Origin of the sequence: Pseudogulbenkiania sp. MAI-1 (genome assembly GCF_000527175.1) — a bacterium.
Taxonomy (GTDB): Bacteria; Pseudomonadota; Gammaproteobacteria; order Burkholderiales; family Chromobacteriaceae; genus Pseudogulbenkiania.
Genome location: NZ_AZUR01000001.1, coordinates 2,924,497 through 2,949,910 on the forward strand (window position 1 = coordinate 2,924,497; position 25,414 = coordinate 2,949,910).

Here is a 25,414-nt window from a genome sequence, read left to right on the forward strand (position 1 = left end):
CCCCACGAGCATGCAGCCGGCGGGGCGGTCATTATGTGGCAGATCAAGTTCGCTCAGCGCTTGTGAAAGAAATCGTTGCGAGCGACCCGAGGCCGATTCGAGAAGCACAGCCGTACAAGTGGTACGGCGAGCATCGCAGGACCGGGATCGGGGTCAGAGTGCTTGGTAGATTCAGAGCCGCGAACAAAACCCAGCGCAGCGGTCTTGGCTAGGCGCGCGGCTGCAGACAGTACAAGTAGTACGGCCAAGCCGCGCAACAACGCCAAGAGGGTTTTGTTAGTGGCTCTTACGCTCAGTTTTTGCCGTGGCAGGCCTTATACTTCTTGCCGCTGCCGCACGGGCAGGGATCGTTGCGGCCGACCTTGTCGCCCTCGCGGCGCACCGTGGTCGGAGCCTGCTTCTTGGCCTGCCAGTAGGCGTAGACGGCCTGGATGGCGTCGGGCAGTTCGTCCTTGAAATTGTCGAGCTCGGCGTCGGTAAAGGTGAGCAGTTCTTTGCCCTCTTCCTCGTCCTCGAACATGCCGCCCAGCGCCATGATCGGCAGCAGCAGGTCTTCGAAGCCTTCGTCGTCGGCGGCCTCGAACCAGTCGGTGTCGACGTTGTCGAGCGCGTACAGGTAGGCGTTGCACCACGGCCAGAAGTCGGCTTCCTCGGCGTCTTCGGCCTCATACAGGATCAGGTCGGGCGCTTCGCCGGCAACCAGCGCGGCGGCGGTGGCATCGTAGAGCTTCTGCAGCAGCGCGCTCAGCTCGGCTTGGGTGGCGTCGTCGTCGAACTCGGGCGCGTCGCCCAATACCTCGTCCAGCCAACTGCCGGCTTCGACCGCATCCGGACCGCTGGCCAGTGCGGTGAAGTAGCCCTGCACTTCATCCGGGCGCATGGTGCTGCCGCTTTGCGACAGCGGGGTCAGCAGTTCTTCCAGGCGCGCCAGCTCGGCGTCGGTGAATACGGTGTCGCTCATGATGATTCCTCGGGTTGTTTGCCGCGCATTGTAACAAGCCCCGCACAAGGCGGGGCGACTGGAGCTCGAAAACCTCGCTCACGGGGCTTGTGAAAGAAATCGCCCCACGGGGATTCCCTGCGGTCATCGCCGCGCCTTCAGGCCGGTGTGAGAAGCACAGCCGTACAAGCCGTACGGCGAGCATCACAGGACCGGCATGGAGGCGCACAGCAGATTTACTCGCAAGCCCTCAGGCGGTCTTGCTTTCGCTCAACCCCAGTTTCTCCTTCATTTGCTGCCGCATCAGGAATTTCTGGATCTTGCCGGTGATGGTCATCGGGAAGCTGTCGACGAATTCGATATAGCGTGGAATCTTGTAGTGCGCTATCTGGCCCTGGCAGAAGGCGCGGATTTCGTCGGCGGTGGCGGTCTCGCCGTCGCGCAGGCGGATCCAGGCACATAGTTCCTCGCCGAACCTGTCGTCCGGCACGCCAATCACCTGCACGTCCTGGATCTTGGGGTGGCGGTAGAGGAATTCCTCGATTTCGCGCGGGTAGACGTTCTCGCCGCCACGGATCACCATGTCCTTGGCGCGGCCGACGATATTGCAGTAGCCCTCCTCGTCGATCACCGCCAGGTCGCCGGTGTGCATCCAGCCGGCCGGATCGATCGCCTCGCGGGTCTTTTCCTCGTCGCCCCAGTAGCCCAGCATCACCGAGTAGCCGCGCGTCAGCAGCTCGCCGGTTTCGCCGCGCGGCACGATGCGGCCCTCGCCATCGACGATCTTCACTTCCAAATGCGGATGAATCAGGCCGACGGTGGAGACCTTGCGCTCGACCGGGGTATCGGTGCCGCTCTGGAAGCTGACCGGGCTGGTCTCGGTCATGCCGTAGGCGATGGTGACCTCACGCATGTGCATGGTGTCGACCACGCGCTTCATCACTTCGATCGGGCAGGGGCTGCCGGCCATGATGCCGGTGCGCAGGGTGGAGAGATCGAACTCGTTAAAGCGCGGATGGTCGAGCACGGCGATGAACATGGTCGGCACGCCGTGCAGGCCGGTGCACTGCTCCTCCGCCACGGTCTGCAGCACCGCCAGCGGCTCGAACGCCTCGGACGGGAAGATCATGGTGGCGCCGTGCGTCAGGCAGGCCAGGTTGCCCAGCACCATACCGAAGCAGTGGTAGAGCGGCACCGGGATGCACAGCCGGTCGCCCGGCACCAGCTTCATCGCCTCGCCGACGAAGAAGCCGTTGTTGAGGATGTTGTGGTGGCTCAGCGTGGCGCCCTTCGGGCTGCCGGTGGTGCCGGAGGTGAACTGGATGTTGATGGGGTCGTCGAACTGCAGCTGCGCGCCGAGCTCGGTCAAGGCGACCCGCTCGGCTTCGGTCGGCTCGGTCAGCAGTTGGTTGAAGTTCAGCATGCCCGGCGTCACTTCGTCGCCCATGCGGATCACTATCTCGAGCGTCGGTAGCTTGGCCGCGCGCAGCGCGCCGGAGGTACTGCTCGTCAGTTCCGGAGCGAGATCGTTGATCATTTCCAGATAGTCGCTGCTCTTGAAGCTGGGCGACAACACCAGCGCGCGGCAGCCGACCTTGTTGAGCGCGTATTCCAGCTCGGCGCGGCGGTAGGCCGGGTTGATGTTGACCAGCACCAGCCCGGCCTTGGCGCTGGCGAACTGCATCAGCACCCATTCGACGTTGTTCTGGGACCAGATGCCGATGCGTTCGCCCGGCTTCAAGCCGAACCGCAGCAGACCGCATGCCAGCCGCTCGACCTGTTCGTGAAGTTCGGCGTAGCTCCAGCGCACGGACTGCTGGCGCACCACCAGCGCCTCGCGCGCGGCGTGGCGGGCGCAGGCCGCGTCGAAGTACTGGCCGATGGTTTGTCCGATCAAGGGGGTCTGGCTCACGCCGTGGACGTAGCTGGCTTGGGTCATGCGTTCTCCTCCAGAGGGTATCAGTGATGCTGTACTTTTCTTCTGCCCGATAAGTTACTATTACGTAAACGTAATCACAAGACTAGCCAGCTGGCGTGGAGAAAACGCTACAATCGCCGGATAAGGACAGGAATCACCATGACCCAACAAGAGCTCTTCTCCATCTCCGACCTGGCGCGCGACTTCGGCGTCACGCTGCGCACCATCCGCTTCTACGAGGAACAGGGCCTGATCGAACCGGAGCGCGCCGGCCGCCAGCGCGTGTTCACCCGCCGCGACCGTGCCCGGCTGAAGCTGATCCTGCGTGGCAAACGCATCGGTCTGTCGCTGCAGGAAATCCGCGAGATCCTCGATTTGTACGAGCTGGCCAAGGACGAGGCCAGCCAGTCGCTCAAGCTGCTCCGGCTGTTGAGCGAACGACGCCAGCAACTGGAAGAGCAACGCAACGATATCGACGCCGTGCTGGCCGAGATCGACACCTTGGAGGCGCACTGCCGCACCGTGATCGACGAGATGACGGCCAAGTCCAACGCCGCCAACGGCTGAGCCTGCCCCGCAAGACGGGGTTTTCTTGCATTTTCTTATTGACGTTTACGTAAACGTAATCCAACATAAAACGATGACATGGCCTGTGTGCCGAGAATGTAGAGAGGAGAAACCGATCATGTTCACCAGCCTGCGTTTTGCCCACGGCGAGACTTACGACCTGTTGCGCGACACGGTGAAGGCCTTCGCCGACAGCGAAATCGCCCCGCGTGCCGCCGATATCGACCGCGACAACCTGTTCCCTGCCGATTTGTGGAAGAAGTTCGGCGATCTGGGTCTGCTAGGTATCACCGTAGAAGAGGAATACGGCGGCAGCAACATGGGTTACCTCGCGCACATGATCGCGATGGAAGAACTCTCGCGTGCCAGCGCCTCGGTCGCCCTCTCCTACGGCGCCCACTCCAACCTGTGCGTGAACCAGATCCGCAAGAACGGCAACGAAGAACAGAAGCGCCGCTACCTGCCCAAGCTGATTTCCGGCGAACACGTCGGCGCCTTGGCGATGTCCGAACCCAATGCCGGTTCCGACGTGGTTAGCATGAAGCTCAGAGCCGACAAGAAGGGCGACCGCTACGTGCTCAACGGCAGCAAGATGTGGATCACCAACGGCGGCGACGCAGACACCCTGGTGGTGTACGCCAAGACCGACGTCAACGCCGGACCCAAGGGCATCACCGCCTTCATCGTCGAGAAAGGCTTTAAAGGTTTCACGCACGGCACCAAGCTCGACAAGCTCGGCATGCGCGGCTCCAACACCTACCCGATCTTCTTCGACGACTGCGAAGTGCCGGCGGAGAACATCCTCGGCAAGGAGGGCGAAGGCGTGAAGGTGCTGATGAGCGGGCTGGATTTCGAACGCGCCGTGCTGGCAGCAGGCCCGCTCGGCATCATGCAGGCGTGCATGGACGTGGTGGTGCCGTACCTGAACGACCGCCAGCAGTTCGGCCAGTCGATCGGTGACTTCCAGCTGATGCAGGGCAAGCTCGCCGACATGTACGTCAAACTCTCGGCCAGCCGCGCTTATGTCTACGCCGTGGGCCAGGCGCTCGACCGTGGCGAATCCGGCCGCCAGACGCGCAAGGATGCCGCAGGCGCGATCCTCTACGCCGCCGAGAACGCCACGCAGATGGCGCTCGACGCCATCCAGTGCCTGGGCGGCAACGGCTACATCAACGAGTATCCCACCGGCCGCCTGCTGCGCGACGCCAAGCTGTACGAGATCGGCGCCGGCACCAGCGAGATCCGCCGCTGGCTGATCGGCCGCGAACTGATGGCCGAAACGAGGTAAGCCCATGCCGACACTCGAATCCAAGCTGTCGCCGCGCTCGGCCGAGTTCCAGGCCAACGCCGACAAGATGCGCGCGCTGGTGGCGGACCTGAAGGACAAGGTGGCCAAGGCCGCGCTGGGCGGTGGTGACGCCGCCCGCGCCAAGCACACGGCGCGCGGCAAGCTGCTGCCGCGCGAGCGCATCGACCTGTTGCTCGATCCGGGCGCCCCCTTCCTCGAGCTGTCGCAGCTCGCCGCTTTCGGCATGTACCACGACGGCGCTCCCGGCGCCGGTGTGGTGGCCGGCATCGGCCGCGTGGCGGGAGTGGAGTGCATGATCGTGGCCAACGACGCCACGGTGAAGGGCGGCACCTATTATCCGATGACGGTGAAGAAGCACCTGCGTGCCCAGGAAATCGCCCGCGAGAACCGCCTGCCCTGCCTCTACCTGGTGGATTCCGGCGGCGCCTTCCTGCCCTTGCAGGACGAGGTGTTTCCCGACCGCGAGCACTTCGGCCGCATCTTCTACAACCAAGCCAACCTGTCCGCCGCCGGCATCCCGCAGATCGCCGTGGTGATGGGCTCGTGCACCGCCGGCGGTGCCTACGTGCCGGCGATGAGCGACGAAACCATCATCGTCAAGGAACAGGGCACCATCTTCCTCGGTGGCCCGCCGCTGGTGAAGGCGGCCACCGGCGAGGTGGTCGATGCCGAGGAACTGGGCGGCGGCGACGTGCATGCCCGCATCTCCGGCGTGGCCGACCATCTGGCGCAGAACGACGCACATGCCCTGTCCATCGCCCGCCGCATCGTGTCCGACCTCAACTGGAAGAAACAGGGCGAGCTCGACCGCATCGAACCCAAACCGCCGCGCTACGCCGCGGAGGAAATCTACGGCGTGATCCCAGCCGATCCGAAAAAGCCGTTCGACGTGCGCGAGATCATCGCGCGGCTGGTGGACGATTCGGACTTCGACGAGTTCAAGCAGAACTACGGCACCACGCTCGTCACCGGCTTCGCCCGCCTCAATGGCTACCGCGTCGGCATCATCGCCAACAACGGCATCCTGTTCAGCGAATCCGCGCTCAAGGGCGCGCACTTCGTCGAGCTGTGCTGCCAACGCGGCATTCCGCTGATCTTCCTGCAGAACATCACCGGCTTCATGGTGGGCAAAAAGTACGAGAACGGCGGCATCGCCAAGGACGGCGCCAAGCTGGTGACAGCGGTGGCCTGTGCCAGCGTGCCCAAGTTCACCGTGCTGATCGGCGGCAGCTTCGGTGCCGGCAACTACGGCATGTGCGGCCGAGCCTACAGCCCGCGTTTCCTGTGGATGTGGCCGAACAGCCGCATCTCGGTGATGGGCGGCGAACAGGCCGCCGGCGTGCTGGCCCAGGTCAAGCGCGACCAGTTGGGCGACGCCTGGCCGGCCGAGGAGGAAGAAGCGTTCAAGGCACCGATCCGCGAACAGTACGAGCGCCAGGGCCACCCCTACTACGCCAGCGCACGACTGTGGGACGACGGCGTGATCGACCCGGCGCAGACGCGCGAGGTGTTGAGCCTGGGGCTGGAAGCCGCGCTGTCGGCGCCGATCGAGAAGACGCGCTTCGGCGTGTTCCGCATGTAAAGGGACAGCAATGAGCTACACCACCCTGGAAATCGAACGCGCCGGGCACGTCGCCACGGTGTGGATGAACCGGCCCGAGCTGCACAACGCCATGAACGAGGTGCTGATCGCCGAGCTGACGCGTGCCTTCGTCGAATTGAACGAGGACGCCGGCGTGCGCGTGATCGTCCTGGCCGGCCGTGGCAAGAGCTTCTCGGCCGGGGCCGACCTCGACTGGATGCGCCGCGCAGCGGGCTACAGCGAGGCACAAAACCTGGACGACGCCCACAAGCTCGCCGCCATGCTCAAGGGCATCTACCGCAGCAAGAAGCCCGTCATCGCGCGCATCCACGGCGCTGCCATGGCCGGCGGCACTGGCCTTACCGCGGTGTGCGACGTGGCGATAGCCACCGACGCCGCCAAGTTCGCGCTGACCGAAGTCCGGCTGGGGCTGATCCCCGCCACCATCGGCCCCTATGTTGCCGACGCCATCGGCTGGCGCCAGGCGCGGCGCTATTTCCTCAGCGCCGAGCGCATCGACGCCGCCAACGCGCTGAAGATCGGCCTGGTGCATGAAGTCGTCGCCGCCGACGAACTGGATGCCCGTGTGACCGAAGTGGCCGGCGAGTTCGCCAAGGGCGGGCCGAAGGCCCTCGCTGCGGCCAAGGACTTGCTGGGACTGCTGCGCGACGGCTCACCGCTCGACGACGTGCTGCTGGACGACACCGCCCAACGCATCGCCGCCATCCGCGTCAGCGACGAGGCCCGCGAAGGGCTGGCGTCGTTCTTCGACAAGCGGCCGCCTGCCTGGCAGCAAGAACAATAAGGAGCCGCCATGTTCAATAAGATCCTGATCGCCAACCGTGGCGAAATCGCCTGCCGGGTGATCAAAACTGCGCGCGCCATGGGCATCCGCACCGTGGCGGTGTATTCCGACGCCGACGCCGGCGCCCGCTTCGTCAAACTGGCCGATGAGGCCTACCGGCTTGGCCCGGCTCCGGCCGCCGAATCCTATCTCAAGGCCGAGCTGATCCTCGACATCGCCAGGCAGAGCGGCGCCCAGGGCATCCACCCCGGGTACGGCTTCCTGTCCGAGAACGAGGACTTCGCCGCCGCCTGCGAGGCCGCCGGTATCGCCTTCATCGGCCCGCCGGCTTCGGCCATCGCGGCGATGGGCAGCAAGTCCGCCGCCAAGGCGCTGATGGAAAAGGCCAAGGTGCCGCTGGTGCCGGGCTACCATGGCGATGAGCAGGAGCCGGAATTTCTCAAGTCCCAGGCCGACGCCATCGGTTACCCGGTGCTGATCAAGGCCAGCGCCGGCGGCGGCGGCAAGGGCATGCGCATCGTCGAGAAATCCGATGACTTCCTCGCCGCGCTCGCCTCCTGCCAACGCGAAGCGCGCGCTAGCTTCGGCGACGACAAGGTGCTGGTGGAGAAGTATCTGACCCGCCCGCGCCACGTCGAGATCCAGGTCTTCGCCGACAGCCTGGGCGACTGCGTCTACCTGTTCGAGCGCGACTGCTCGGTGCAGCGCCGCCACCAGAAAGTGCTGGAAGAAGCCCCTGCCCCGCATCTGCCGACGGAAACCCGTCAGGCCATGGGCGAGGCTGCCGTCGCCGCCGCCCGCGCCGTGGGCTACGTCGGCGCCGGCACGGTCGAGTTCATCATGGACGTGGACAGCGGACGCTTCTACTTCATGGAAATGAACACCCGCCTGCAGGTGGAACACCCGGTCACAGAGATGATCACCGGCCAGGATCTGGTGGCATGGCAGCTCAAGGTGGCCTCGGGCCAGCCCTTGCCGCTAAGCCAGGACAAGCTGGCAATCCACGGCCACAGCATCGAGGCGCGCATCTACGCCGAAGACCCGGACAAGGGCTTCCTGCCCGCCACCGGCACCCTGGTGCATCTGCAGCCGCCCATGGAGAACGCCCGGGTGCGCGTCGATACCGGCGTTGTGCAGGGCGATACCATCAGCCCGTTCTACGACCCGATGATCGCCAAGCTGATCGTCTGGGGCGAAACGCGCGAGGCCGCGCTGCAGCAGCTCGACGCCGCACTGGCGGCGTATCAGGTGGCCGGCGTCACCACCAACATCCGCTTCCTGCGCCGCATCGTCGCCAACCCGGCCTTTGCCAGCGGCGACGTCGATACCGGCCTGATCGCCCGCTACCAGGACAGCCTGCTGCCGCCGGCGGCCGCACCGACCAGCGAGCAGTTGGCACTCTTGGCGCTGGGCGAAGTGCTGGCCACGCAAAGCGATGACAGCCACGCCTTTGGCGCGCTCACCGGCTGGCGCCTGAACGGTACGCTCGAACGCCGCATCGCCTTCCAGCACGGCGAACAGCGTCACGAGGTGCTGCTGTGCCATCAAGACGGCAGCTTCGCGGTCACGGTCGATGGTGCCGGCTTTACCGCCCAGGCCCGCCTGGAGGGCACCCGGCTCACCGCCCGGCTTGGCGACAAGCAACTCGTCGCCACCCTGGTGCGCCACGGCCTGCAGCGCGTGCTGTTCGTGGCCGGCGAGCGCCTGGCGCTCGACTATGTCGACCCGTATGCGTTCGAAGAAGCCGGCGTGCACGGCGAAACCCACCTCAAGGCGCCGATGCCGGGCCGTGTGGTGGCGCTGCTGGCCGAAACCGGCAAACCGGTGGCCAAGGGTGAACCGTTGCTGATTCTGGAAGCGATGAAGATGGAGCACACCATCACCGCACCGGGCGATGGCAAGGTGCTGGCGTTCTATTTCGCCGCCGGCGAGCAGGTGAAGGATGGCGATGAACTGGTGGATTTCGAGGCGGAGTAAGGGCATGATCCTTAATGCCAAAAGCATGAAGATCATCCCCCTCTACCCTGAAGGAGAACCGATATGACACCCCAGATCGTCGACCACCCAGGCGTCACCCTCACCGGCTTCGCCATCCGCACCAGCCTGCAGGACCAGGCCAACCTGCGCGACATCCCGGCGTTCTGGCAGCGCTACGCCCAGAGCTTGCGTGCACCGCTGCTGGCGGCACTCGGCCTGCCGCATGCGGTGGAATACGGCGTCGTGCGCGGGTTCGACCCCGCCAGCGGCACGTTCGACTACCTGATCGGCATCGAATGCCAGGGCGCGCCGACGCTGCCTGACGGCGCAGAAACCCACGTCATCGCCCCGACCCGCTACGCCATGTTCACCACGCCGCCGGCCGACAGCGATGCCGCGTTTGCCGAGGCCATCGTCGCCACCTGGCAGGCGGTCTATCAGGCGTGGTTGCCGACAGCGCCCTGGCAGCATGCCGGCAGCGAATCCTTCGAACGCTACGACGGGCGCAGTTGCCCCGGGCAAGCGGGCCGCCAGATGGAGATTTACCTCCCGGTCGTCCCGCGCTGACATCCTTCTGACCCGGCGCCTGCGACGGCTGGCGCCACAATGGATATCGACGCCATGAAACACATCCAGATCGTCGAAGTCGGCCCGCGCGACGGGCTGCAGAACGAGAAGCAGCAGGTTCCGCTCGCCACCAAGCTGGAACTGATCAAGAGGCTGCGTGACGCCGGGCTCACCACCATCGAGGCCGGCGCCTTCGTGTCGCCCAAGTGGGTGCCACAGATGGCCGACTCGGCCGAGGTGCTCAAGGCGCTCGATCTGGCGGGTCCCATCAACTATCCGGTGCTGGTCCCCAACGACCAGGGGCTGGACGCTGCGCTGGCCTGCGGCGTCAGGGAAATCGCCGTATTCGGCGCCGCCAGCGAGAGCTTCAGCCGCAAGAACATCAACGCCAGCATCGCCGAGAGCCTGAAACGCTTCGAGAGCGTGATGGCGCGCGCCGCTGCGGCCAACGTCCGGGTGCGCGGCTACGTCTCCTGCGTGGTCGGCTGCCCCTACGAGGGCGAGATCGCCCCGCAGCAGGTGGCCACGGTGGCCAAGGCCTTGTACGACATGGGCTGCTACGAGATTTCGCTGGGCGACACCATCGGCGTGGGCACCCCCAACAAGGTGCTGGCGATGCTGGAGGCCGTGAGCAAGCTTGTGCCAATAGAACGCCTAGCCGGGCATTTTCACGACACCTACGGCATGGCCATCGCCAATATTCATGCCGCGATTGGCGCCGGCATCGGCACATTCGACTCTTCGGTTGCAGGTTTGGGCGGCTGCCCGTATGCTCGGGGAGCCTCGGGCAACGTGGCGACCGAAGACGTGGTCTACCTGCTGCACGGCCTGGGCTACGAAACCGGCATCGACCTGCCACGCCTGGTGGCGACGGCCCGTTTCATTTCCGGCGAACTGGGCCGCGAGGTCGGCTCGCGGGTGGGACGCGCCCTTGCTCCTACCGAATAAAAACCACCCACGGCCGCCGGCACCGCCGGCGCGTCGGGCTAGAGGAGAAACCATGCAAGAAGACTGGAGCCCGATCTGGCATCCCTCGCCGAGCCGCCTGGCCGGCAGCCATCTCACCGCCTTCACCCGCCTCGCCGAAACCGTCTTCGGACGGGCATTCGACGACTACCACGCACTGTGGCAGGCCAGCGTCGACGATCCGGCGCGTTTTTGGTCGCTGCTGTGGGACTACACCGGAGTCATCGGCAGCAAGGGTGAGGCCGTGCTCACTCACGGCGACGACATGCTGGCCGCGCGCTTCTTCCCGGACGCCCGCCTCAACTACGCCGAGAACCTGCTGCGCCGCCGCGACGACGCGCTGGCCCTGGTGTTCTGGGGCGAAGACAAGGTTAAGCGCGAGCTGACCTGGTGGGAACTGCACGACCTCGTCTCGCGCCTGCAGCAGGCTATGTCGGCCATGGGCGTGCGCGCCGGCGACCGCGTGGCCGGCTTCGTGCCGAACATGCCGGAAACCGTGGCGGCGATGCTGGCCGCCACCAGCCTCGGCGCGATCTGGACCTCCTGTTCGCCCGATTTCGGCACCGACGGTGCGCTCGACCGCTTCGGCCAGACCGAACCCAAGCTGCTGTTCTGCCCGGACGGCTACTGGTACGGCGGCAAGGCCATCGACATCTGCGCCAAGATGCAGGTCATCGCCGACGGCCTGCCGACGGTGGAAAAGGTCGTGGTGCTGCCCAACCTCGGCGACACCGACGCCTTCGCTGCCGCCGTGCCCAAGGCCGTGACACTCGACGGCTTCGTCGCCTCGTTCATCGCCAACGAGGTCGGTTTCGAGCGCGTGCCGTTCAACCACCCGCTGTTCATCCTCTACTCCAGCGGCACCACCGGCAAGCCCAAGTGCATCGTGCACGGCCACGGCGGCACGCTGCTGCAGCACCTCAAGGAACACCAGTTACACGGCGACCTGCACGCGGGCGACGTGCTGCTCTACTTCACCACCTGCGGCTGGATGATGTGGAACTGGCTGGTCTCCGGGCTCGCCAGCGGCGCCACCCTCATGCTCTACGACGGTTCGCCGTTCGCCGCCGACCAGCGCGTGCTGTGGGATTACGCCGAACGCCAGCGCTGCACCCACTTCGGCACCTCGGCCAAGTACCTCGACGCGCTGAAGAAATTCGGCGTGGAGCCGGGCGCCGAGTACGATCTCAGCCAGCTTCGCGCCATCTTCTCCACCGGCTCGCCGCTGGTGGCGGAAAGCTACGACTGGGTGTACCAGCACATCAAGCAGGACCTCAACCTGGCTTCGATCTCCGGCGGCACCGACATCGTCTCCTGCTTCGCCCTCGGCTCGGCCAACCTGCCGGTGTACCGCGGCGAACTGCAATGCCGCGGGCTGGGCATGGCGGTGGACATCTGGAACGACCGCGGCCAGCCGGTGCGCGGCGAGAAAGGCGAACTGGTCTGCACCAAGCCCTTCCCCTCGATGCCGGTCGGCTTCTGGCACGATCCGGAGCGGGAAAAATACCGCAAGGCCTACTTCGCCCGCTTCCCCAACACCTGGTGCCACGGCGACTACGCCGAGCTGACTGAGCACGACGGGCTGATCATCTACGGCCGCTCCGACACCGTGCTCAATCCGGGCGGCGTGCGCATCGGCACCGCCGAGATCTACCGTCAGGTGGAGGCGTTCGAGGACATCCTGGAAAGCCTGGCGGTCGGCCAGCGCTGGCAGGACGACGAGCGCGTGATCCTGTTCGTGCGCCTGCGCGAGGGCCTGACGCTCGATGCCGACCTTGTGGCCCGGCTGCGCGACAAGATCAAGCACGGCGCGAGCCCGCGCCACGTGCCGGCCAAGATCATCCAGGTGGCCGACATCCCGCGCACCATCAGCGGCAAGATCGTCGAGCTGGCGGTCAAGAACGTGATCCACGGCGAGCCTGTCAGCAACGTCACGGCGCTGGCCAACCCGCAGGCGCTCAAGCTGTTCGAGAACCTGCCCGAACTGCAGAGCTGACCCGCCGCTGCCTCAAGGCTACCGCACAGACCCGCCCTCCGGCGGGTCGTTTTGTTTCTGCCCATGGCCGCCCCCGGCACAACAGGGGGCTTGACCGCTCTGGTACAATGATTTTTTTGTCCTCGACGCGACAGGTTTATGACCACCATGCTGAGCCTCTACAACACCCTGACCCGACAGAAAGAAGTCTTCACACCGATCACCCCCGGCAAGGCCAGCATGTACGTATGCGGCATGACGGTGTACGACTACTGTCATCTCGGTCACGCCCGCATGGTGGTGGTGTTCGACATGGTGGCACGCTGGTTGCGCGCCTCCGGCTATGACCTGACCTACGTGCGCAACATCACCGACATCGACGACAAGATCATCAAGCGCGCGGCCGAGAACGGCGAATCGATCCAGGCCCTGACCGCCCGCTTCATCGATGCCATGAACGAAGACTTCGGCGCGCTCGGCATCATCCGTCCCGACCACGAACCGCGCGCCACCGAACACGTGCCGGGCATGATCGCGCTGATCCAGAAGCTGATCGCCAACGGCCGCGCCTACCCCGCGCCGAACGGCGACGTGTACTACGCCGTGCGCGAGTTCCCCGGCTACGGCAAGCTCTCCGGCAAGAGCCTGGAAGACCTGCGCGCCGGCGAGCGCGTCGACGTCGACCCGAACAAGCGCGATCCGTTCGATTTCGTACTGTGGAAGGCCGCCAAGCCGGGCGAACCGTCCTGGCCGAGTCCCTGGGGCGCGGGCCGTCCGGGCTGGCACATCGAATGCTCGGTGATGAGCGAACACCATCTGGGCGAGCACTTCGACATCCACGGCGGCGGCGCCGACCTGCAGTTCCCGCACCACGAGAACGAGATCGCCCAGTCGGAAGGTGCGCACAACCACGACTTCGTCAATTACTGGATGCACAACGGCTTCATCCGTGTCGACAACGAGAAGATGTCGAAGAGCCTGGGCAACTTCTTCACCATCCGCGAAGTACTCGAAAAGTACGACGCCGAGGTGGTGCGCTTCTTCATCCTGCGCGCCCACTACCGCAGCCCGCTCAACTACTCCGACGTGCACCTGGACGACGCCAAGCAGTCGCTGACCCGTCTCTACACCGCGCTGAAGAACGTCGCCCCGGCCGACGTCGCCATCGACTGGGAACAGAACGACTACGCCCACCGCTTCAGAGAAGCGATGGACGACGACTTCAACACCGTCGAGGCCATGGCCGTGCTGTTCGACCTGGCGGGCGAAGTGAACCGCAGCGAGTCGGCCGTGCTGGCGGGCCTGCTGAAGGCGCTCAGTGGCGTGCTGGGCCTGCTGCAGCGCGACCCGCTCGAGTTCCTGCAGGGCGGCGCAGCCGGGGCAGAGCTGTCCGCCGACGACATCGAAGCGCTGATCCAGGCCCGTCGCGAAGCCCGTGCCGCCAAGAACTGGGCCGAGAGCGACCGTATCCGCGACGAGCTGGCCGCCAAGGGGGTGGTCCTCGAGGACGGGGCGCAGGGCACCACCTGGCGCCGCGCCTGAGAGCTTGTAAATAAATCTGTTGCCCCCCATCCTGGCCCTGTGATGCTCGCCGTACCATTTGTACGGCTGAGTCATCCGATCTTCCTTGGGTCGAACCAGCCTGGGGGTGCAGCGATGACCGCAGGGAATCCCGGAGGGACGATTTCTTTCACAAGCTCTAGCCCGTCATTTGCTGAAACACCGCCCCTTGCGCTTGTCAAGTCTGGCCAAAGGGCGGATAATCGGGCGTTTCGACAAGCAGTACAGGCAAAACCCCTGTACCCGATTTGAAAGGAAACCACGATGAAAACCGATATTCACCCGAATTACCACGAAGTGAACGTGACCTGCTCCTGCGGCAACCAGTTCGTGACCAAGTCCACCATGGCCAAAGACAACTTCGCGATCGAAGTCTGCTCCCAGTGCCACCCGTTCTACACCGGCAAGCAGAAGATCGTCGACACCGCCGGCCGCGTGGACAAGTTCAACCAGAAGTTCGGCAGCTTCTTCAAGCGCTAAGCGCTTCGGGATTGCCCCTTCGGGTAGCAAACAAAAAGGCAGCGTCGAGCTGCCTTTTTTGCATTCTGATGTCCTGACGTAGCCGCCTAATGAAATGGGCGCTAAGCTATCGCCTTTCACCGCATCTCCCCTCTCCCGCATGCTGACGTACACCCCGGACTCCGACTCCCGCCTCGCCCAACCCACCGAGAAGCCCTGGCTGCTACTGCTGCTGACCTTCGTCTGGCTCTGGCCCGGCATCCTCGGTCATGACCCGTGGAAGCCGGACGAACCCTACGTGCTGGCCGTGGTCGAGGACATGCTGCGTCACGGCCGCTGGCTGCTGCCGTCGATCCAGGGCATGCCCTACCTCGACTCCCCGCCGCTGTATTACTGGGTCGCCGCTGGCTTCGCCCGCCTGCTGTCGCCCTGGGCCCTGCCCTTGCACGACGCCGCCCGGCTCGCCACGCCGTTCTTCATGGCCATCGCCCTGACCCTGGCCGGCATGGCCGGACGCGAACTGATCGGCCGGCGTCACGGCCGCAGCGTGGTGCTGATCCTGATCGGCTGCCTCGGCCTGATCGCCACCGGCCACCAGTTGAACACTGTCGTCGCCGGCTTTGCCGGCTTTGCCGCCGCCTTCTATGCGCTGGTGCTGACACTGCGCTCGCCGGGGCTGGCCGGCGCCGTGCTGGGTGCGGCCACGGTGACCGTGTTCCTGTCGACCAGTCTGCTCGAAGTGGCCCTGATCTGGCTGGTCGCCGTGCTGCTGCCGGCATTCAGCGCCTGGCGCAACCCGCGCTACCTGATCACCCTCGTCATGGCCCTGGTGGTGGCGCTGCCGCTGATGCTGATCTGGCCGATGGCGCTGGCCAAGGCCCAGCCGGCGGTATTCGCCGCCTGGTGGCAGGGCCATGCGCTGGGACCGCTGAACGGCTTCGGCCGCATGGGCGTGTTCCACGATTTCGGCTACTACCCGCTGGTTTCGCTCTGGTACACCTGGCCGGCCTGGCCGCTGGCGGCATGGACGCTGTACCGCCACCGCCATCTCGACAAGCCGGTGCTGCAGTTGCCGCTGATGTTCTTCGGCGTGGTGATGATCCTGCTGACCCTGTCCACTCGCCAGAGCTCGGAATATGCCCTGCCGATGCTGCTGCCGATGGCCATGCTGGCGGCGGTCGAGCTCGATACCCTCAAGCGCGGCGCCGCGGCCTTCCTGAACTGGTTCGGCCTGATGACCTTCGGCTTTTTCGGCTTGCTGATCTGGGCCGGCTGGGCGGCGATGAACTTCGGCTGGCCAGAAAAGCTGGCCCAGCGTGCCAAGTATTTCAGTCCCTATTACGAGCCCTCGGTGTCGGCGCTGGCGGCGCTGTGCGCGCTGTTCGCCACGCTGGTCTGGGTATGGGCGGTGACGCGTCGCAACCTGCGCGGGCGGCAGGCCGTCACCAACTGGGCGGCCGGCATCACGCTGTTCTGGGGCCTGGCGATGAGCCTGTGGCTGCCGTGGCTGGACGCGGCCAAGAGCTACCGCCCGGTGGTGACGAGCATGATGCGCGCACTGCCGGCCGATGCACGCTGCGTGGCGACCGAGCGCTCCCATCTGCTGACCCGGCTTAGCTGGCAGTACTACGGAGGCCTGACGCTGACACCGTTCGCGCCTGGTGAACCTATTCCCTGCGAGTACCTCCTCGTCAACCGCACCCCGGCCGAAGGCCTGGCGGAGCCCGGCTGGCAAATGGTCTGGCAAGGCAAGCGGCCACGCGAGAAGAGCGAGATTTTCGGCCTGTTCCGCCGGCCTCCTCCCCAATAAGAGATGATGTCCGGCATGAAAACGGCGGCCCCGCAGGGCCGCCATCATGCCGATCAGAACCGGAGCCAGGCTTATTTCGCCCAGGAGTCCTTCAACCCTACCGTGCGGTTGAACACCGCCTTGACGCCCGGCTGGTGCTCGTAGCGGTCGGTGACGAAGTAGCCGAGACGCTCGAACTGGTAGCGCGTTTCCGGCGCCGCCTGCAGCACCACGTCCTCGACGTAGGCGGTCACGCTCTCGAGCGAATGCGGGTTGAGGAACTGGCGGAAGTCGACGTATTCGCCATCGTCGCCTCGCACCGCGTCCGGGCGCGGCTCGGTGAACAGGCGGTCGTACAGCCGCACCTCGGCCTCGATGGCGTGCTCGCTCGACAGCCAGTGGATCACGCCCTTGACCTTGCGCCCTTCCGGATTCTTGCCCAGCGTATCGTGGTCGATCGAACACTTGAGCTCGACCACCTTGCCATCGGCGTCCTTGATCACCTCGTCGCACTTGATCACGTAGCTGTAACGCAGCCGCACCTCGCCGCCGGCGGTGAGGCGCTGCCACTTCGGCGGCGGCACTTCGGCAAAGTCGTCGCGCTCGATGTAGATCACACGCGAGATCGGCACTTCGCGCTCGCCGAATTCCGGGTGATGCGGGTGGAACGGAGCAGTACGGCTGGCGGTGACGCCTTCCTCGAAGTTGGTCAGCGTCACCTTGATCGGGTCGAGCACCGCCATCACGCGCGGCGCCTCGGCTTCCAGCGTCTCGCGCACGGCGCCTTCCAGCACGCTCATGTCGATGATGTTCTCGCCCTTCGACACGCCGATGCGCTGGGCGAACAGGCGGATGCCGGCCGGGCTGAAGCCTCGGCGGCGCATGCCTTCGATGGTGGGCATGCGCGGGTCGTCCCAGCCCGTCACCAGTCCGTCGTTCACCAGCGCCTGCAGCTTGCGCTTGGAGGTCAGCGCGTACAGCAGTTCCAGGCGCGAGAACTCGTACTGGCGCGGATGGCAGCCGATGCTGATGTTGTCGAGCACCCAGTCGTACAGCGGGCGGTGGTCCTCGAACTCCAGCGTGCACAGCGAGTGGGTGATGCCCTCGATGGCATCGGAAATGCAGTGGGTGTAGTCGTACATCGGGTAGATGCACCACGTGTCGCCGGTACGATGGTGATGGGCGCGGCGGATGCGGTAGATCACCGGGTCGCGCATGTTGACGTTGCCCGAGCTCATGTCGATCTTCAGGCGCAGCGTCTTGCTGCCGTCCGGGAACTCGCCGTTCTTCATCCGCGTGAACAGGTCGAGGTTTTCCTCGACGCTGCGGTCGCGGTACGGACTGTTCTTGCCCGGCTCGGTCAGGCTGCCGCGATAGGCGCGCATTTCCTCGGCGTTGAGGTCGCAGACGAAGGCCTTGCCGGCCTTGATCAGCTCGACGGCATAGTCGTACAGCTGCTGGAAATAATCGGAGGCGTAACGCACTTCGCCGTCCCACTTGAAACCCAGCCAGGACACGCTGTCCTTGATCGACTGCACGTACTCGTCGGATTCCTTCTCCGGGTTGGTGTCGTCCATGCGCAGGTTGCACTTGCCCTGGTAGTCTTCGGCCAGACCGAAGTTCAGGCAGATCGACTTGGCGTGACCGACGTGCAGGTAGCCGTTCGGCTCCGGCGGGAAGCGGGTCACGATGGCGGTGTGCTTGCCCGAGGCCAGGTCCTCGTCGATGATGTTGCGGATGAAGTTGCTGACAACGGGCGCGTTGTTTTCCGTACTCATGTGATGAATGTCTAGCGGTTCGGTTGATTCAATGGCCCGATTGTACCCGATTTGCGGTCAATATTCCGAACGCACCCGGGTTGTCGTGTGGATACGAGCCCATCCACCCGCCGCCCTGCCTCACGCCGCGGACGCCCCCCGCTCCACCCCGCCGCCGCACCGAAAAACCCGCCTGAATCTGGGGTTATGCCCTTGAAAAACAATCAAATTTACTGATCGGCGTGGGCAAAATCTGGCACAATGCGCGTCAACCGAATAATCGCACGTACCATGACCACCCTTTCCGCCCCCGTAAAACCGATCACCTCCTACCGCAAATTCTGGGCCCAGCGCTTCGGCACCGCGCCGTTCCTGCCGATGACCCGTGCCGAAATGAACGAGCTGGGCTGGGATTCCTGCGACATCATCATCGTCACCGGCGACTGCTACATCGACCACCCGAGCTTCGGCATGGCGCTGGTCGGGCGCCTGCTGGAGGCACAGGGCTTCCGCGTCGGCATCATCTCGCAGCCCGACTGGCACTCGGCCGACGCCTTCCGCGAGCTGGGCCGTCCCAACCTGTTCTTCGGCGTCACCGCCGGCAACATGGACTCGATGATCAACCGCTACACCGCCGACCGCAAACCGCGCTCGGACGACGCCTACACCCCGCACGCCGAGCCGAACAAGCGCCCGGACCGCGCGGTGACGGTGTACGCGCAGCGCTGCCGCGAGGCCTACCCCGGCGTCGGCGTGATGATCGGCAGCATCGAGGCCAGCCTGCGCCGCATCGCCCACTACGACTACTGGAGCGACAAGGTGCGCCAGTCGGTGCTGGTGACCTCCAAGGCCGACCTGCTGCTGTTCGGCAACGCCGAGCGCGCGCTGGTGGAAGTGGCGCACCGCGCCGCCGCCGGCGAGAAGTTGAGCGAGATCCGCGACGTGCGCGGCACCGCCTTCCTGGCGCCGCACGGCTGGCTGCCGGGGGAAGACTGGCAGGTGATGGACTCCACCACGCTGGACCAGCCGGGCAAGGTCGAGCCGCACCAGAACCCGTACGAGATGGTGCCGGAGAAGGAAGAAGCCGCCTGTGCCAGCGGCAAGGACAAGGACCCCGCCGCCGCCCAGCCGATCCAGTTCATGCCGGTACTGGAACGCGTGGCGGCGCGCAAGGCGCAGCGCGCCAAGACCGTGGTACGGATTCCCGCCTACGAGGCGGTGGCACACGACCCGGTGCTGTACGCCCACGCCAGCCGCATCCTGCATCTCGAATCCAACCCCGGCAACGCCCGCGCCCTGGTGCAATTGCACGGCGAGCGCGACGTGTGGCTCAACCCGCCGCCGATCCCGCTCACCACCGAGGAGATGGACCACGTCTACGGCCTGCCCTACGCGCGCAATCCGCACCCGTCCTACGGCAAGGCGCACATTCCGGCGTGGGAGATGATCAAGTACTCGGTCAACATCATGCGCGGCTGCTTCGGCGGCTGTACCTTCTGCTCGATCACCGAGCACGAGGGCCGCATCATCCAGAGCCGTTCGGAAGAATCGATCCTGAAGGAGCTCGAGGAGATCCGCGACAAGACCGACGGCTTCACCGGCCACATCTCGGACCTGGGCGGCCCCACCGCCAACATGTACCGGCTCGCCTGCAAGGACAAGAAGATCGAGACGTCCTGTCGCAAGCTGTCCTGCGTCTACCCGGACATCTGCGAGAACCTCAACACCGACCACAGCCACCTGATCCAGCTCTACCGCAAGGCACGCGCGCTGCCGGGCATCAAGAAGATCAACATCCAGTCCGGGTTGCGCTACGACCTGGCGGTGCGCTCGCCGGAATACATCAAGGAATTGGTGACGCACCACGTCGGCGGCTACCTGAAGATCGCCCCGGAGCACACCGAGGAAGGCCCGCTGTCCAAGATGATGAAGCCGGGCATGGGTGCCTACGACAAGTTCAAGGAGCTGTTCGAACGCTTCAGCCGCCAGGCCGGCAAGGAACAGTACCTGATCCCCTACTTCATCGCCGCCCACCCGGGTACCAGCGACGAGGACATGATGAACCTGGCGCTGTGGCTGAAGAAGAACAACTTCCGCCTCGATCAGGTGCAGACCTTCACCCCGACGCCGATGGCCATGGCCACCACCATGTGGCACACCCGGCGCAACCCGCTCAAGCGCCTGGCGCGCAGTTCGGAAAAGGTCGACGTGGTGCGCGACGGCTACCGCCGCAAGCTGCACAAGGCCTTCCTGCGCTATCACCACCCGGATAACTGGCATATCCTGTACGAGGCGCTGAACAATATGGGCCGCCAGGACCTGATCGGCTACGGCAAGCACCAGCTGATCCCGCCTGTGCCGCCCAAGGGCAGCGAGGACAAGGGCAAGCGCTTCAACGTGGCGCGCACCGCGCACCACCCGACGCAGCGCTTCCAGGATGCGCCGCCACGCGGCCGTGCCCCGGCAGGGCGCGGCAAACCGGCCGCGAGCACGGCGGCCAAACCGGGCGGAAAACCCACGGCCAAGCCGGCCTCGCGCCAGGCGGCAGCAAGCGGTGGTAACGCCAAGCCGCGCGGTCGACGCTGAGACCAGATATGACAAAAGCCCCGCATGATTCATATGCGGGGCTTTTTGCCGTTTACACTTTGGGCTTCGGTCCGGCTACATCCGGTTGCCCAAAACGACTAGACGCTGCGACGGTGCTCGAGCGCCAGACGCAACGCCAGCGCCCCCAGCACGAAGCCCATCAGGTAGCGTTGCACCGCCAGCCACAGCGGGTTGCGCACGAACCATGACGCCATGCTGGCAGCACTGAGCGCGATCAGCAGATTGACCGAAAAGCTCACCGCAATCTGCGTGAGCCCCAGCGTGACGCTTTGCCCAAACACCGAGCCATGCTCTGGCGACACGAATTGCGGGAAGATCGACAGATAGAACACCGCGACCTTGGGATTGAGCAGATTGGTGAGAAAGCCCATCAGGAAGAGCTTGGGCACAGGGTCCACCGCGAGCGGCTGCGGCGCGAACGGCGAGCGCGCCCCCGGCTTCACGGCTTGCCAGGCGAGCCAAAGCAGATACAGCGCTCCGGCCCACTTGAGCAGCTCGTAGACAAAGGGCACCGCCAGGAACAGCGCGGACAATCCCAGAGCAGCGGTCAGCATGTGGACCAGAAAGCCAGCCACCACTCCGAACAGGGAAATCACTCCGGCCTGGCGCCCCTGGCAGATCGAACGCGAAATCAGGTAGATCATGTTCGGCCCCGGCGTCAGCACCATCAGCAGGGAGGCACCGGCAAAGAGCAAGAGATCGGGAACGGGAACCATCGGTAACTCCTCGGATCGACGCCCAAACGGCAGGCGTCCTGAAAGGTGGCGATACGGGGCTGTTGCACCCATGCCCTCCAGCATGCCACACAAGGCCCCATGACAAAAAGCTGACGTACGGCAACTTCGTCATCACGGCACAGGGCAAGCAGCGCACCTGAACCCTCGCCCGAAGCCGCCCCGATGGTTTCGGGCTACAATGGCTGCTCTACCACTCAAGGACACCAGCATGCTGAAAATCTGGGGACGGCTCAATTCGCTCAACGTCAAGAAGGTGGTGTGGTGCGCGGCGGAACTGGGGCTGCCGTTCGAGCGCATCGACGCCGGCGGCCCGTTCGGCGGGCTCGACACACCGGAATTCCTGGCGCGCAACCCGAACGGCACCATTCCGCTGATCGACGACGACGGCTTCACCCTGTGGGAGTCGAACGCCATCGTGCGCTATCTGGCCGCCAAATACGGCCACGGCAGCCTTTATCCGGACGATCTGCAGCAGCGCGCCGATGCCGATCGCTGGATGGACTGGCAGGCCACGGTGTTCAACCCAGCCCTGGTGCCGGCGATCTACAACCTGCTGCGCGTGGCACCCGAGCAGCGCAATCAGGAAGCGATCGAATCTGCCCGCGCAAAGACCGACCGCCTGGCCGGGCTGCTCGACCAGCATCTGGCCGGCCGGACTTGGCTGACGGGTGAGCGCTTCACCATGGCCGACATCGCGCTCGGCTGCAGCGTGCATCTCTGGCTCAACCTGCCGCTGGAACGCACGCCCCGCCCGGAGCTGGAGCGCTGGTACACCGCCTTGCGCGCCCGCCCGGCCAGTGCGGAAGCGCTGCAACTGCCGCTCTCCTGAGCGTTGCCGCGAGCCCGCCCCGCCAGGCGGCCGGGGTGGGGTGCCGTTCAGCGGAATCCCGATAGCGCTACGCCCCCTCGTCTCCCCGCTTTTCACCAAACAAATCTATGGTCCGCCTGAATTTTGCAACCCCATGACCGGCAGCTGGCCCTCGGCGATACCCACACGCCGCCATGGCCGGCGAGCCCCCCGCTTGGGTTTTGCCGGGGTTTCTGTGACAATCAGCCCCTCTCGCGGCAGGGTGCCCGGCAACGGTTGCCTTCGCCTGCCAAAACAAGACATTAGCGGCGCGGTAGCCCCACCACGCCACGAGCCGCCCGCAGGAACCGACCATGACCGATCACCCCCGCTCCATCCCGACCACCTCCTCCGACACTCCATCAAAGCACCGCGTCGCCATCGTCGGCGGCGGACCGGCCGGGCTGATGGCGGCCGAGGTGCTGAGTCAGCACGGCGTGCAAGTGGACGTGTACGACGCCATGCCCTCGGTCGGGCGCAAGTTCCTGCTGGCCGGAGTCGGCGGCATGAACATCACTCACTCCGAACCGGCCGAGCCCTTCCTGTCGCGCTACGGCGCGCGCAGCGAGCAACTGAGGCCACTGCTGCAAAGCTTCGGAGGGCAACAGCTGCGCGAATGGGTGCACGGGCTCGGCATCGAGACCTTCGTCGGCTCGTCCGGCCGGGTGTTTCCCACCGCGATGAAGGCGGCCCCACTGCTGCGCGCCTGGCTGCAACGACTGCGCGAAGCCGGCGTGCGCATCCACGTACGCCACCGCTGGCAGGGCTGGAGCGACGACGGCGGCTTGCTGATGAGCACGCCGGATGGCGAGAAGGCCGTGCACGCCGATGCCGTGCTGCTGGCGCTGGGCGGCGGCAGTTGGGCCAAGCTGGGCTCGGACGGCGCATGGCTGCCGGTCTTGGCCGAACGCGGCGTCGAAGTCGCCCCGCTGGTGCCGTCCAATTGCGGTTTCGACGTCGGCTGGAGCGAACACTTCCGCACCCGCTTCGCCGGCGAGCCGCTCAAATCGGTGGCGCTGAGTTTCACCGGCGCGGACGGCAGCGTGTCGCGCAAGCAGGGTGAATTCGTCGTCACCGAGGGCGGCGTCGAAGGCAGCCTGATCTACGCCTTCTCCGCCGCGCTGCGCGACGCCATCGCCGCGCACGGCAGCGCCACCATCCATCTCGATCTGGCGCCGGGCAAGGACCTGGCGCGCGTGACCGAGGAAGTGGCTCACCCGCGCGGTTCGCGCTCGCTGTCGAGCCACCTGCAGAGCCGCGTCGGTCTGAAAGGTGTCAAGATGGGTCTGCTGAGGGAATGCCTGGACAAGGACACGATGAACGACCCGCAGCGGCTGGCGGCGGCGATCAAGGCTCTGCCGGTCACGCTGGTCGCGCCGCGCCCGCTCGACGAGGCCATCAGCAGCGGCGGCGGGGTGAGCTTCGCCGCGCTCGACGCGCACCTGATGCTGCGCCAACTGCCCGGCGTGTTCTGCGCCGGCGAGATGCTGGACTGGGAAGCCCCCACCGGCGGCTACCTGCTCACCGCCTGCTTCGCTAGCGGCCGCGCTGCCGGGCTGGGGGTGTGGGAGTGGCTGCAGGTGCACTAGGCGCGTTCGCGGTCTTTCATGACGAGGATGCCCCGGCAGCCCCGAAGCCGGGATGGCAACGACTCGACCCCATCCCCGGCAGCGACCCACTGAAGGCATCAACCACAAAAGACATAAAAAAAACCGGCCGGGCTGAAGCACCGACCGGGACCGAATACCGGAAACAAGAGGAGGAGAAACAAACTCAACCGGCTGCGCTCGGCAGCGGCGCCAAGCGGCGCAGGCGCAGCGCAATGCCGAGACACGACAACAAACCCGCAGTCAGCACCAGCACCACGCCGGACCAACCATCCCAGCTCCACATCAGGCCCGAGGCCGAGCCCAGGCCGCTGCCTCCCAGGTAGTAGCAGCTCAGGTAGAGCGCCGAGGCCAGACCACGGGCGCGGCTGGCGCGGCAGCCGATCCAGCTGCTCGCCACCGAGTGGGCGCCGAAGAAACCGAAGGTGAATACGGCGATGCCGGGCACCACCACCCACAAGGAGCCCGCCAGTGTCAGCATCAGCCCGGCCAGCATCAGGCTCACCATGATCCACAGCACGTTGCGCCGCCCCAGGCTATCGGCCAGCCGGCCCACCCAGGCCGAGCTCCACATCCCCACCACGTAGAGCAGGAACACCGCGCCGACCGCGCTCGGCGACAAGTTGAACGGCGCCAGCGCCAGGTGGTAGCCGAGGTAGTTGTACAGGCTGACAAAGCAGCCCATCAGCAGGAAGGCCGTGGCAAACAGCCAGGGCAAGCCGTCGTCGGACAGGTGCAGGCGCAGGTTGCCGCGCACCTCGCCCAGCGCCAGCCGTGCCGGACGGAAATGACGCGACTCCGGTAGGCAGCGCCAGAACACCACCGCCGACACCAGCCCGAACAAACCCAGCACCGCCACCGCCTCGCGCCAGCCGGTCCACTCGCTCATCAGGGTCAGAAAGAAGCGCCCGCACATGCCGCCCAGGGCGTTGCCGGCGATGTACAGCCCCATCGACTGCCCCAGCGAGCTCGGCTCGATCTCCTCGCTCAGATAGGCCATCGCCACCGCCGGGATGCCGGCCAGCGCGATCCCCATCAGGGTGCGCAGCAGCAACAGCTGGCCGAAGCTGTGGGCGAACGCCGCCAGCAGCGTCAGCAGCGCGGCCAGGCCGAGCGAGAGGTTCATCACCGGCTTGCGGCCGTAGCGGTCGGCCAGCAGGCTCATCGGGATCAGCGCCAAGGCCAGTGCCCCGGTCGCCGCCGACACCACGCCGCTGGCTGCCGCCGGCGACAGGCCGAAGTCGTGCGAGAACATCGGCATCAGCGGCTGCGGGCCGTACAAGGCAGAAAAGGTGGCGAAGCCGCCGAAGAACATGCCCCAGCTGGTGCGGCGGAAAGCCGGAGTGCCGGCGCGCAGGCGTTCGTGTGCGGGGGCGGACGCAGGGGCGGGAAAGGTGACGGGGGTGGGACGGGGTACGGCTAAGGCGTCGGAAGACATGATCAAT

At 65.6% G+C, this 25,414-nt stretch carries 19 protein-coding genes and 1 pseudogene; 15 read left to right on the plus strand and 5 right to left on the minus strand.

All coding sequences use genetic code 11. The features are described from left to right. Positions 1–292: 292 nt before the first annotated feature. Together PSEMAI1_RS0113665 and PSEMAI1_RS0113670 are read right to left on the minus strand one after the other, a co-directional pair. Entirely contained in the window at positions 293–961 is a 669-nt protein-coding gene (locus PSEMAI1_RS0113665; RefSeq protein WP_024303421.1) for a YecA family protein, read from the minus strand. A gap of 229 nt (positions 962–1,190) precedes the next feature. Further along, on the minus strand, positions 1,191–2,879 hold the full coding sequence (locus PSEMAI1_RS0113670; RefSeq protein ID WP_024303422.1) for an AMP-binding protein: 1,689 nt from the start codon (positions 2,877–2,879) through the stop codon (positions 1,191–1,193). A gap of 138 nt (positions 2,880–3,017) precedes the next feature. Between PSEMAI1_RS0113670 and PSEMAI1_RS0113675 the strand changes: the two genes are divergently transcribed. The 12 genes and pseudogenes from PSEMAI1_RS0113675 (at position 3,018) to PSEMAI1_RS0113725 (ending at position 16,435) form a co-directional block, all read left to right on the plus strand. Next, a complete protein-coding gene (locus PSEMAI1_RS0113675; protein ID WP_024303423.1) occupies positions 3,018–3,425 on the plus strand; it encodes a MerR family DNA-binding transcriptional regulator in 408 nt (135 codons plus the stop codon). 118 nt (positions 3,426–3,543) lie between these two features. Further along, positions 3,544–4,713, plus strand: coding sequence for an isovaleryl-CoA dehydrogenase (locus PSEMAI1_RS0113680; RefSeq protein ID WP_024303424.1), 1,170 nt, complete (start codon positions 3,544–3,546; stop codon positions 4,711–4,713). 4 nt (positions 4,714–4,717) lie between these two features. Continuing rightward, a complete protein-coding gene (locus tag PSEMAI1_RS0113685; RefSeq protein ID WP_024303425.1) occupies positions 4,718–6,316 on the plus strand; it encodes a carboxyl transferase domain-containing protein in 1,599 nt (532 codons plus the stop codon). Positions 6,317–6,326: 10 nt separating this feature from the next. Continuing rightward, entirely contained in the window at positions 6,327–7,121 is a 795-nt protein-coding gene (locus PSEMAI1_RS0113690; protein ID WP_024303426.1) for an enoyl-CoA hydratase/isomerase family protein, read from the plus strand. Between the two features lie 9 nt (positions 7,122–7,130). Then, positions 7,131–8,444: pseudogene (locus PSEMAI1_RS0113695) on the plus strand (acetyl/propionyl/methylcrotonyl-CoA carboxylase subunit alpha); the annotation flags it as partial. Between the two features lie 426 nt (positions 8,445–8,870). Further along, positions 8,871–9,098, plus strand: a complete 228-nt coding sequence (locus tag PSEMAI1_RS22530; RefSeq protein ID WP_369793197.1) for an acetyl-CoA carboxylase biotin carboxyl carrier protein subunit — start codon at positions 8,871–8,873, stop codon at positions 9,096–9,098. 63 nt (positions 9,099–9,161) lie between these two features. Beyond that, entirely contained in the window at positions 9,162–9,665 is a 504-nt protein-coding gene (locus tag PSEMAI1_RS0113700; protein WP_024303428.1) for a GyrI-like domain-containing protein, read from the plus strand. 54 nt (positions 9,666–9,719) lie between these two features. Beyond that, on the plus strand, positions 9,720–10,613 hold the full coding sequence (locus tag PSEMAI1_RS0113705) for a hydroxymethylglutaryl-CoA lyase (RefSeq protein ID WP_024303429.1): 894 nt from the start codon (positions 9,720–9,722) through the stop codon (positions 10,611–10,613). A gap of 52 nt (positions 10,614–10,665) precedes the next feature. Continuing rightward, positions 10,666–12,627, plus strand: coding sequence for an acetoacetate--CoA ligase (locus tag PSEMAI1_RS0113710; protein WP_024303430.1), 1,962 nt, complete (start codon positions 10,666–10,668; stop codon positions 12,625–12,627). A gap of 147 nt (positions 12,628–12,774) precedes the next feature. After that, positions 12,775–14,148, plus strand: coding sequence for a cysteine--tRNA ligase (gene cysS / locus PSEMAI1_RS0113715; protein ID WP_024303431.1), 1,374 nt, complete (start codon positions 12,775–12,777; stop codon positions 14,146–14,148). A 282-nt stretch (positions 14,149–14,430) separates the two neighbouring features. Next, on the plus strand, positions 14,431–14,646 hold the full coding sequence (gene rpmE, locus PSEMAI1_RS0113720; protein WP_024303432.1) for a 50S ribosomal protein L31: 216 nt from the start codon (positions 14,431–14,433) through the stop codon (positions 14,644–14,646). A 139-nt stretch (positions 14,647–14,785) separates the two neighbouring features. After that, positions 14,786–16,435: a glycosyltransferase family 39 protein gene (locus tag PSEMAI1_RS0113725; protein WP_024303433.1), complete on the plus strand. Its 1,650-nt coding sequence runs from the start codon at positions 14,786–14,788 to the stop codon at positions 16,433–16,435. A gap of 71 nt (positions 16,436–16,506) precedes the next feature. Here PSEMAI1_RS0113725 and PSEMAI1_RS0113730 read toward each other — a convergent pair whose 3' ends face one another. Beyond that, a complete protein-coding gene (locus PSEMAI1_RS0113730) occupies positions 16,507–18,192 on the minus strand; it encodes a glutamine--tRNA ligase/YqeY domain fusion protein (RefSeq protein WP_024303434.1) in 1,686 nt (561 codons plus the stop codon). A 270-nt stretch (positions 18,193–18,462) separates the two neighbouring features. On the opposite strand from PSEMAI1_RS0113730, the gene PSEMAI1_RS0113735 reads away from it, so the two are divergent. Continuing rightward, a complete protein-coding gene (locus PSEMAI1_RS0113735; protein ID WP_024303435.1) occupies positions 18,463–20,757 on the plus strand; it encodes a YgiQ family radical SAM protein in 2,295 nt (764 codons plus the stop codon). A 98-nt stretch (positions 20,758–20,855) separates the two neighbouring features. On the opposite strand, the gene PSEMAI1_RS0113740 is transcribed toward PSEMAI1_RS0113735, so the two are convergent. After that, positions 20,856–21,494 (minus strand): LysE family translocator, encoded by a 639-nt coding sequence (locus PSEMAI1_RS0113740; RefSeq protein ID WP_024303436.1) that lies wholly within the window; start codon positions 21,492–21,494, stop codon positions 20,856–20,858. Positions 21,495–21,723: 229 nt separating this feature from the next. On the opposite strand from PSEMAI1_RS0113740, the gene PSEMAI1_RS0113745 reads away from it, so the two are divergent. Then, positions 21,724–22,344, plus strand: a complete 621-nt coding sequence (locus tag PSEMAI1_RS0113745) for a glutathione S-transferase family protein (RefSeq protein WP_024303437.1) — start codon at positions 21,724–21,726, stop codon at positions 22,342–22,344. Positions 22,345–22,676: 332 nt separating this feature from the next. Further along, positions 22,677–23,951: a TIGR03862 family flavoprotein gene (locus PSEMAI1_RS0113750; protein ID WP_024303438.1), complete on the plus strand. Its 1,275-nt coding sequence runs from the start codon at positions 22,677–22,679 to the stop codon at positions 23,949–23,951. 184 nt (positions 23,952–24,135) lie between these two features. Here PSEMAI1_RS0113750 and PSEMAI1_RS0113755 read toward each other — a convergent pair whose 3' ends face one another. Further along, entirely contained in the window at positions 24,136–25,407 is a 1,272-nt protein-coding gene (locus PSEMAI1_RS0113755) for an MFS transporter (RefSeq protein WP_024303439.1), read from the minus strand. Between the last annotated feature and the right edge of the window lie 7 nt (positions 25,408–25,414).

What these genes read in the sequence shown, in the direction of transcription:
- PSEMAI1_RS0113745 (WP_024303437.1), top strand. Translation starts at nt 21,724, where the DNA reads ATGCTGAAAATCTGGGGACGGCTCAATTCGCTCAACGTCAAGAAGGTG.
- PSEMAI1_RS0113670 (WP_024303422.1), bottom strand. Translation starts at nt 2,879, where the DNA reads ATGACCCAAGCCAGCTACGTCCACGGCGTGAGCCAGACCCCCTTGATC.
- PSEMAI1_RS0113700 (WP_024303428.1), top strand. Translation starts at nt 9,162, where the DNA reads ATGACACCCCAGATCGTCGACCACCCAGGCGTCACCCTCACCGGCTTC.
- cysS (WP_024303431.1), top strand. Translation starts at nt 12,775, where the DNA reads ATGCTGAGCCTCTACAACACCCTGACCCGACAGAAAGAAGTCTTCACA.
- PSEMAI1_RS0113675 (WP_024303423.1), top strand. Translation starts at nt 3,018, where the DNA reads ATGACCCAACAAGAGCTCTTCTCCATCTCCGACCTGGCGCGCGACTTC.
- PSEMAI1_RS0113665 (WP_024303421.1), bottom strand. Translation starts at nt 961, where the DNA reads ATGAGCGACACCGTATTCACCGACGCCGAGCTGGCGCGCCTGGAAGAA.
- PSEMAI1_RS0113735 (WP_024303435.1), top strand. Translation starts at nt 18,463, where the DNA reads ATGACCACCCTTTCCGCCCCCGTAAAACCGATCACCTCCTACCGCAAA.
- PSEMAI1_RS0113705 (WP_024303429.1), top strand. Translation starts at nt 9,720, where the DNA reads ATGAAACACATCCAGATCGTCGAAGTCGGCCCGCGCGACGGGCTGCAG.
- PSEMAI1_RS0113730 (WP_024303434.1), bottom strand. Translation starts at nt 18,192, where the DNA reads ATGAGTACGGAAAACAACGCGCCCGTTGTCAGCAACTTCATCCGCAAC.
- PSEMAI1_RS0113750 (WP_024303438.1), top strand. Translation starts at nt 22,677, where the DNA reads ATGACCGATCACCCCCGCTCCATCCCGACCACCTCCTCCGACACTCCA.
- rpmE (WP_024303432.1), top strand. Translation starts at nt 14,431, where the DNA reads ATGAAAACCGATATTCACCCGAATTACCACGAAGTGAACGTGACCTGC.
- PSEMAI1_RS0113755 (WP_024303439.1), bottom strand. Translation starts at nt 25,407, where the DNA reads ATGTCTTCCGACGCCTTAGCCGTACCCCGTCCCACCCCCGTCACCTTT.
- PSEMAI1_RS0113725 (WP_024303433.1), top strand. Translation starts at nt 14,786, where the DNA reads ATGCTGACGTACACCCCGGACTCCGACTCCCGCCTCGCCCAACCCACC.
- PSEMAI1_RS0113740 (WP_024303436.1), bottom strand. Translation starts at nt 21,494, where the DNA reads ATGGTTCCCGTTCCCGATCTCTTGCTCTTTGCCGGTGCCTCCCTGCTG.
- PSEMAI1_RS0113710 (WP_024303430.1), top strand. Translation starts at nt 10,666, where the DNA reads ATGCAAGAAGACTGGAGCCCGATCTGGCATCCCTCGCCGAGCCGCCTG.
- PSEMAI1_RS0113680 (WP_024303424.1), top strand. Translation starts at nt 3,544, where the DNA reads ATGTTCACCAGCCTGCGTTTTGCCCACGGCGAGACTTACGACCTGTTG.
- PSEMAI1_RS0113690 (WP_024303426.1), top strand. Translation starts at nt 6,327, where the DNA reads ATGAGCTACACCACCCTGGAAATCGAACGCGCCGGGCACGTCGCCACG.
- PSEMAI1_RS0113685 (WP_024303425.1), top strand. Translation starts at nt 4,718, where the DNA reads ATGCCGACACTCGAATCCAAGCTGTCGCCGCGCTCGGCCGAGTTCCAG.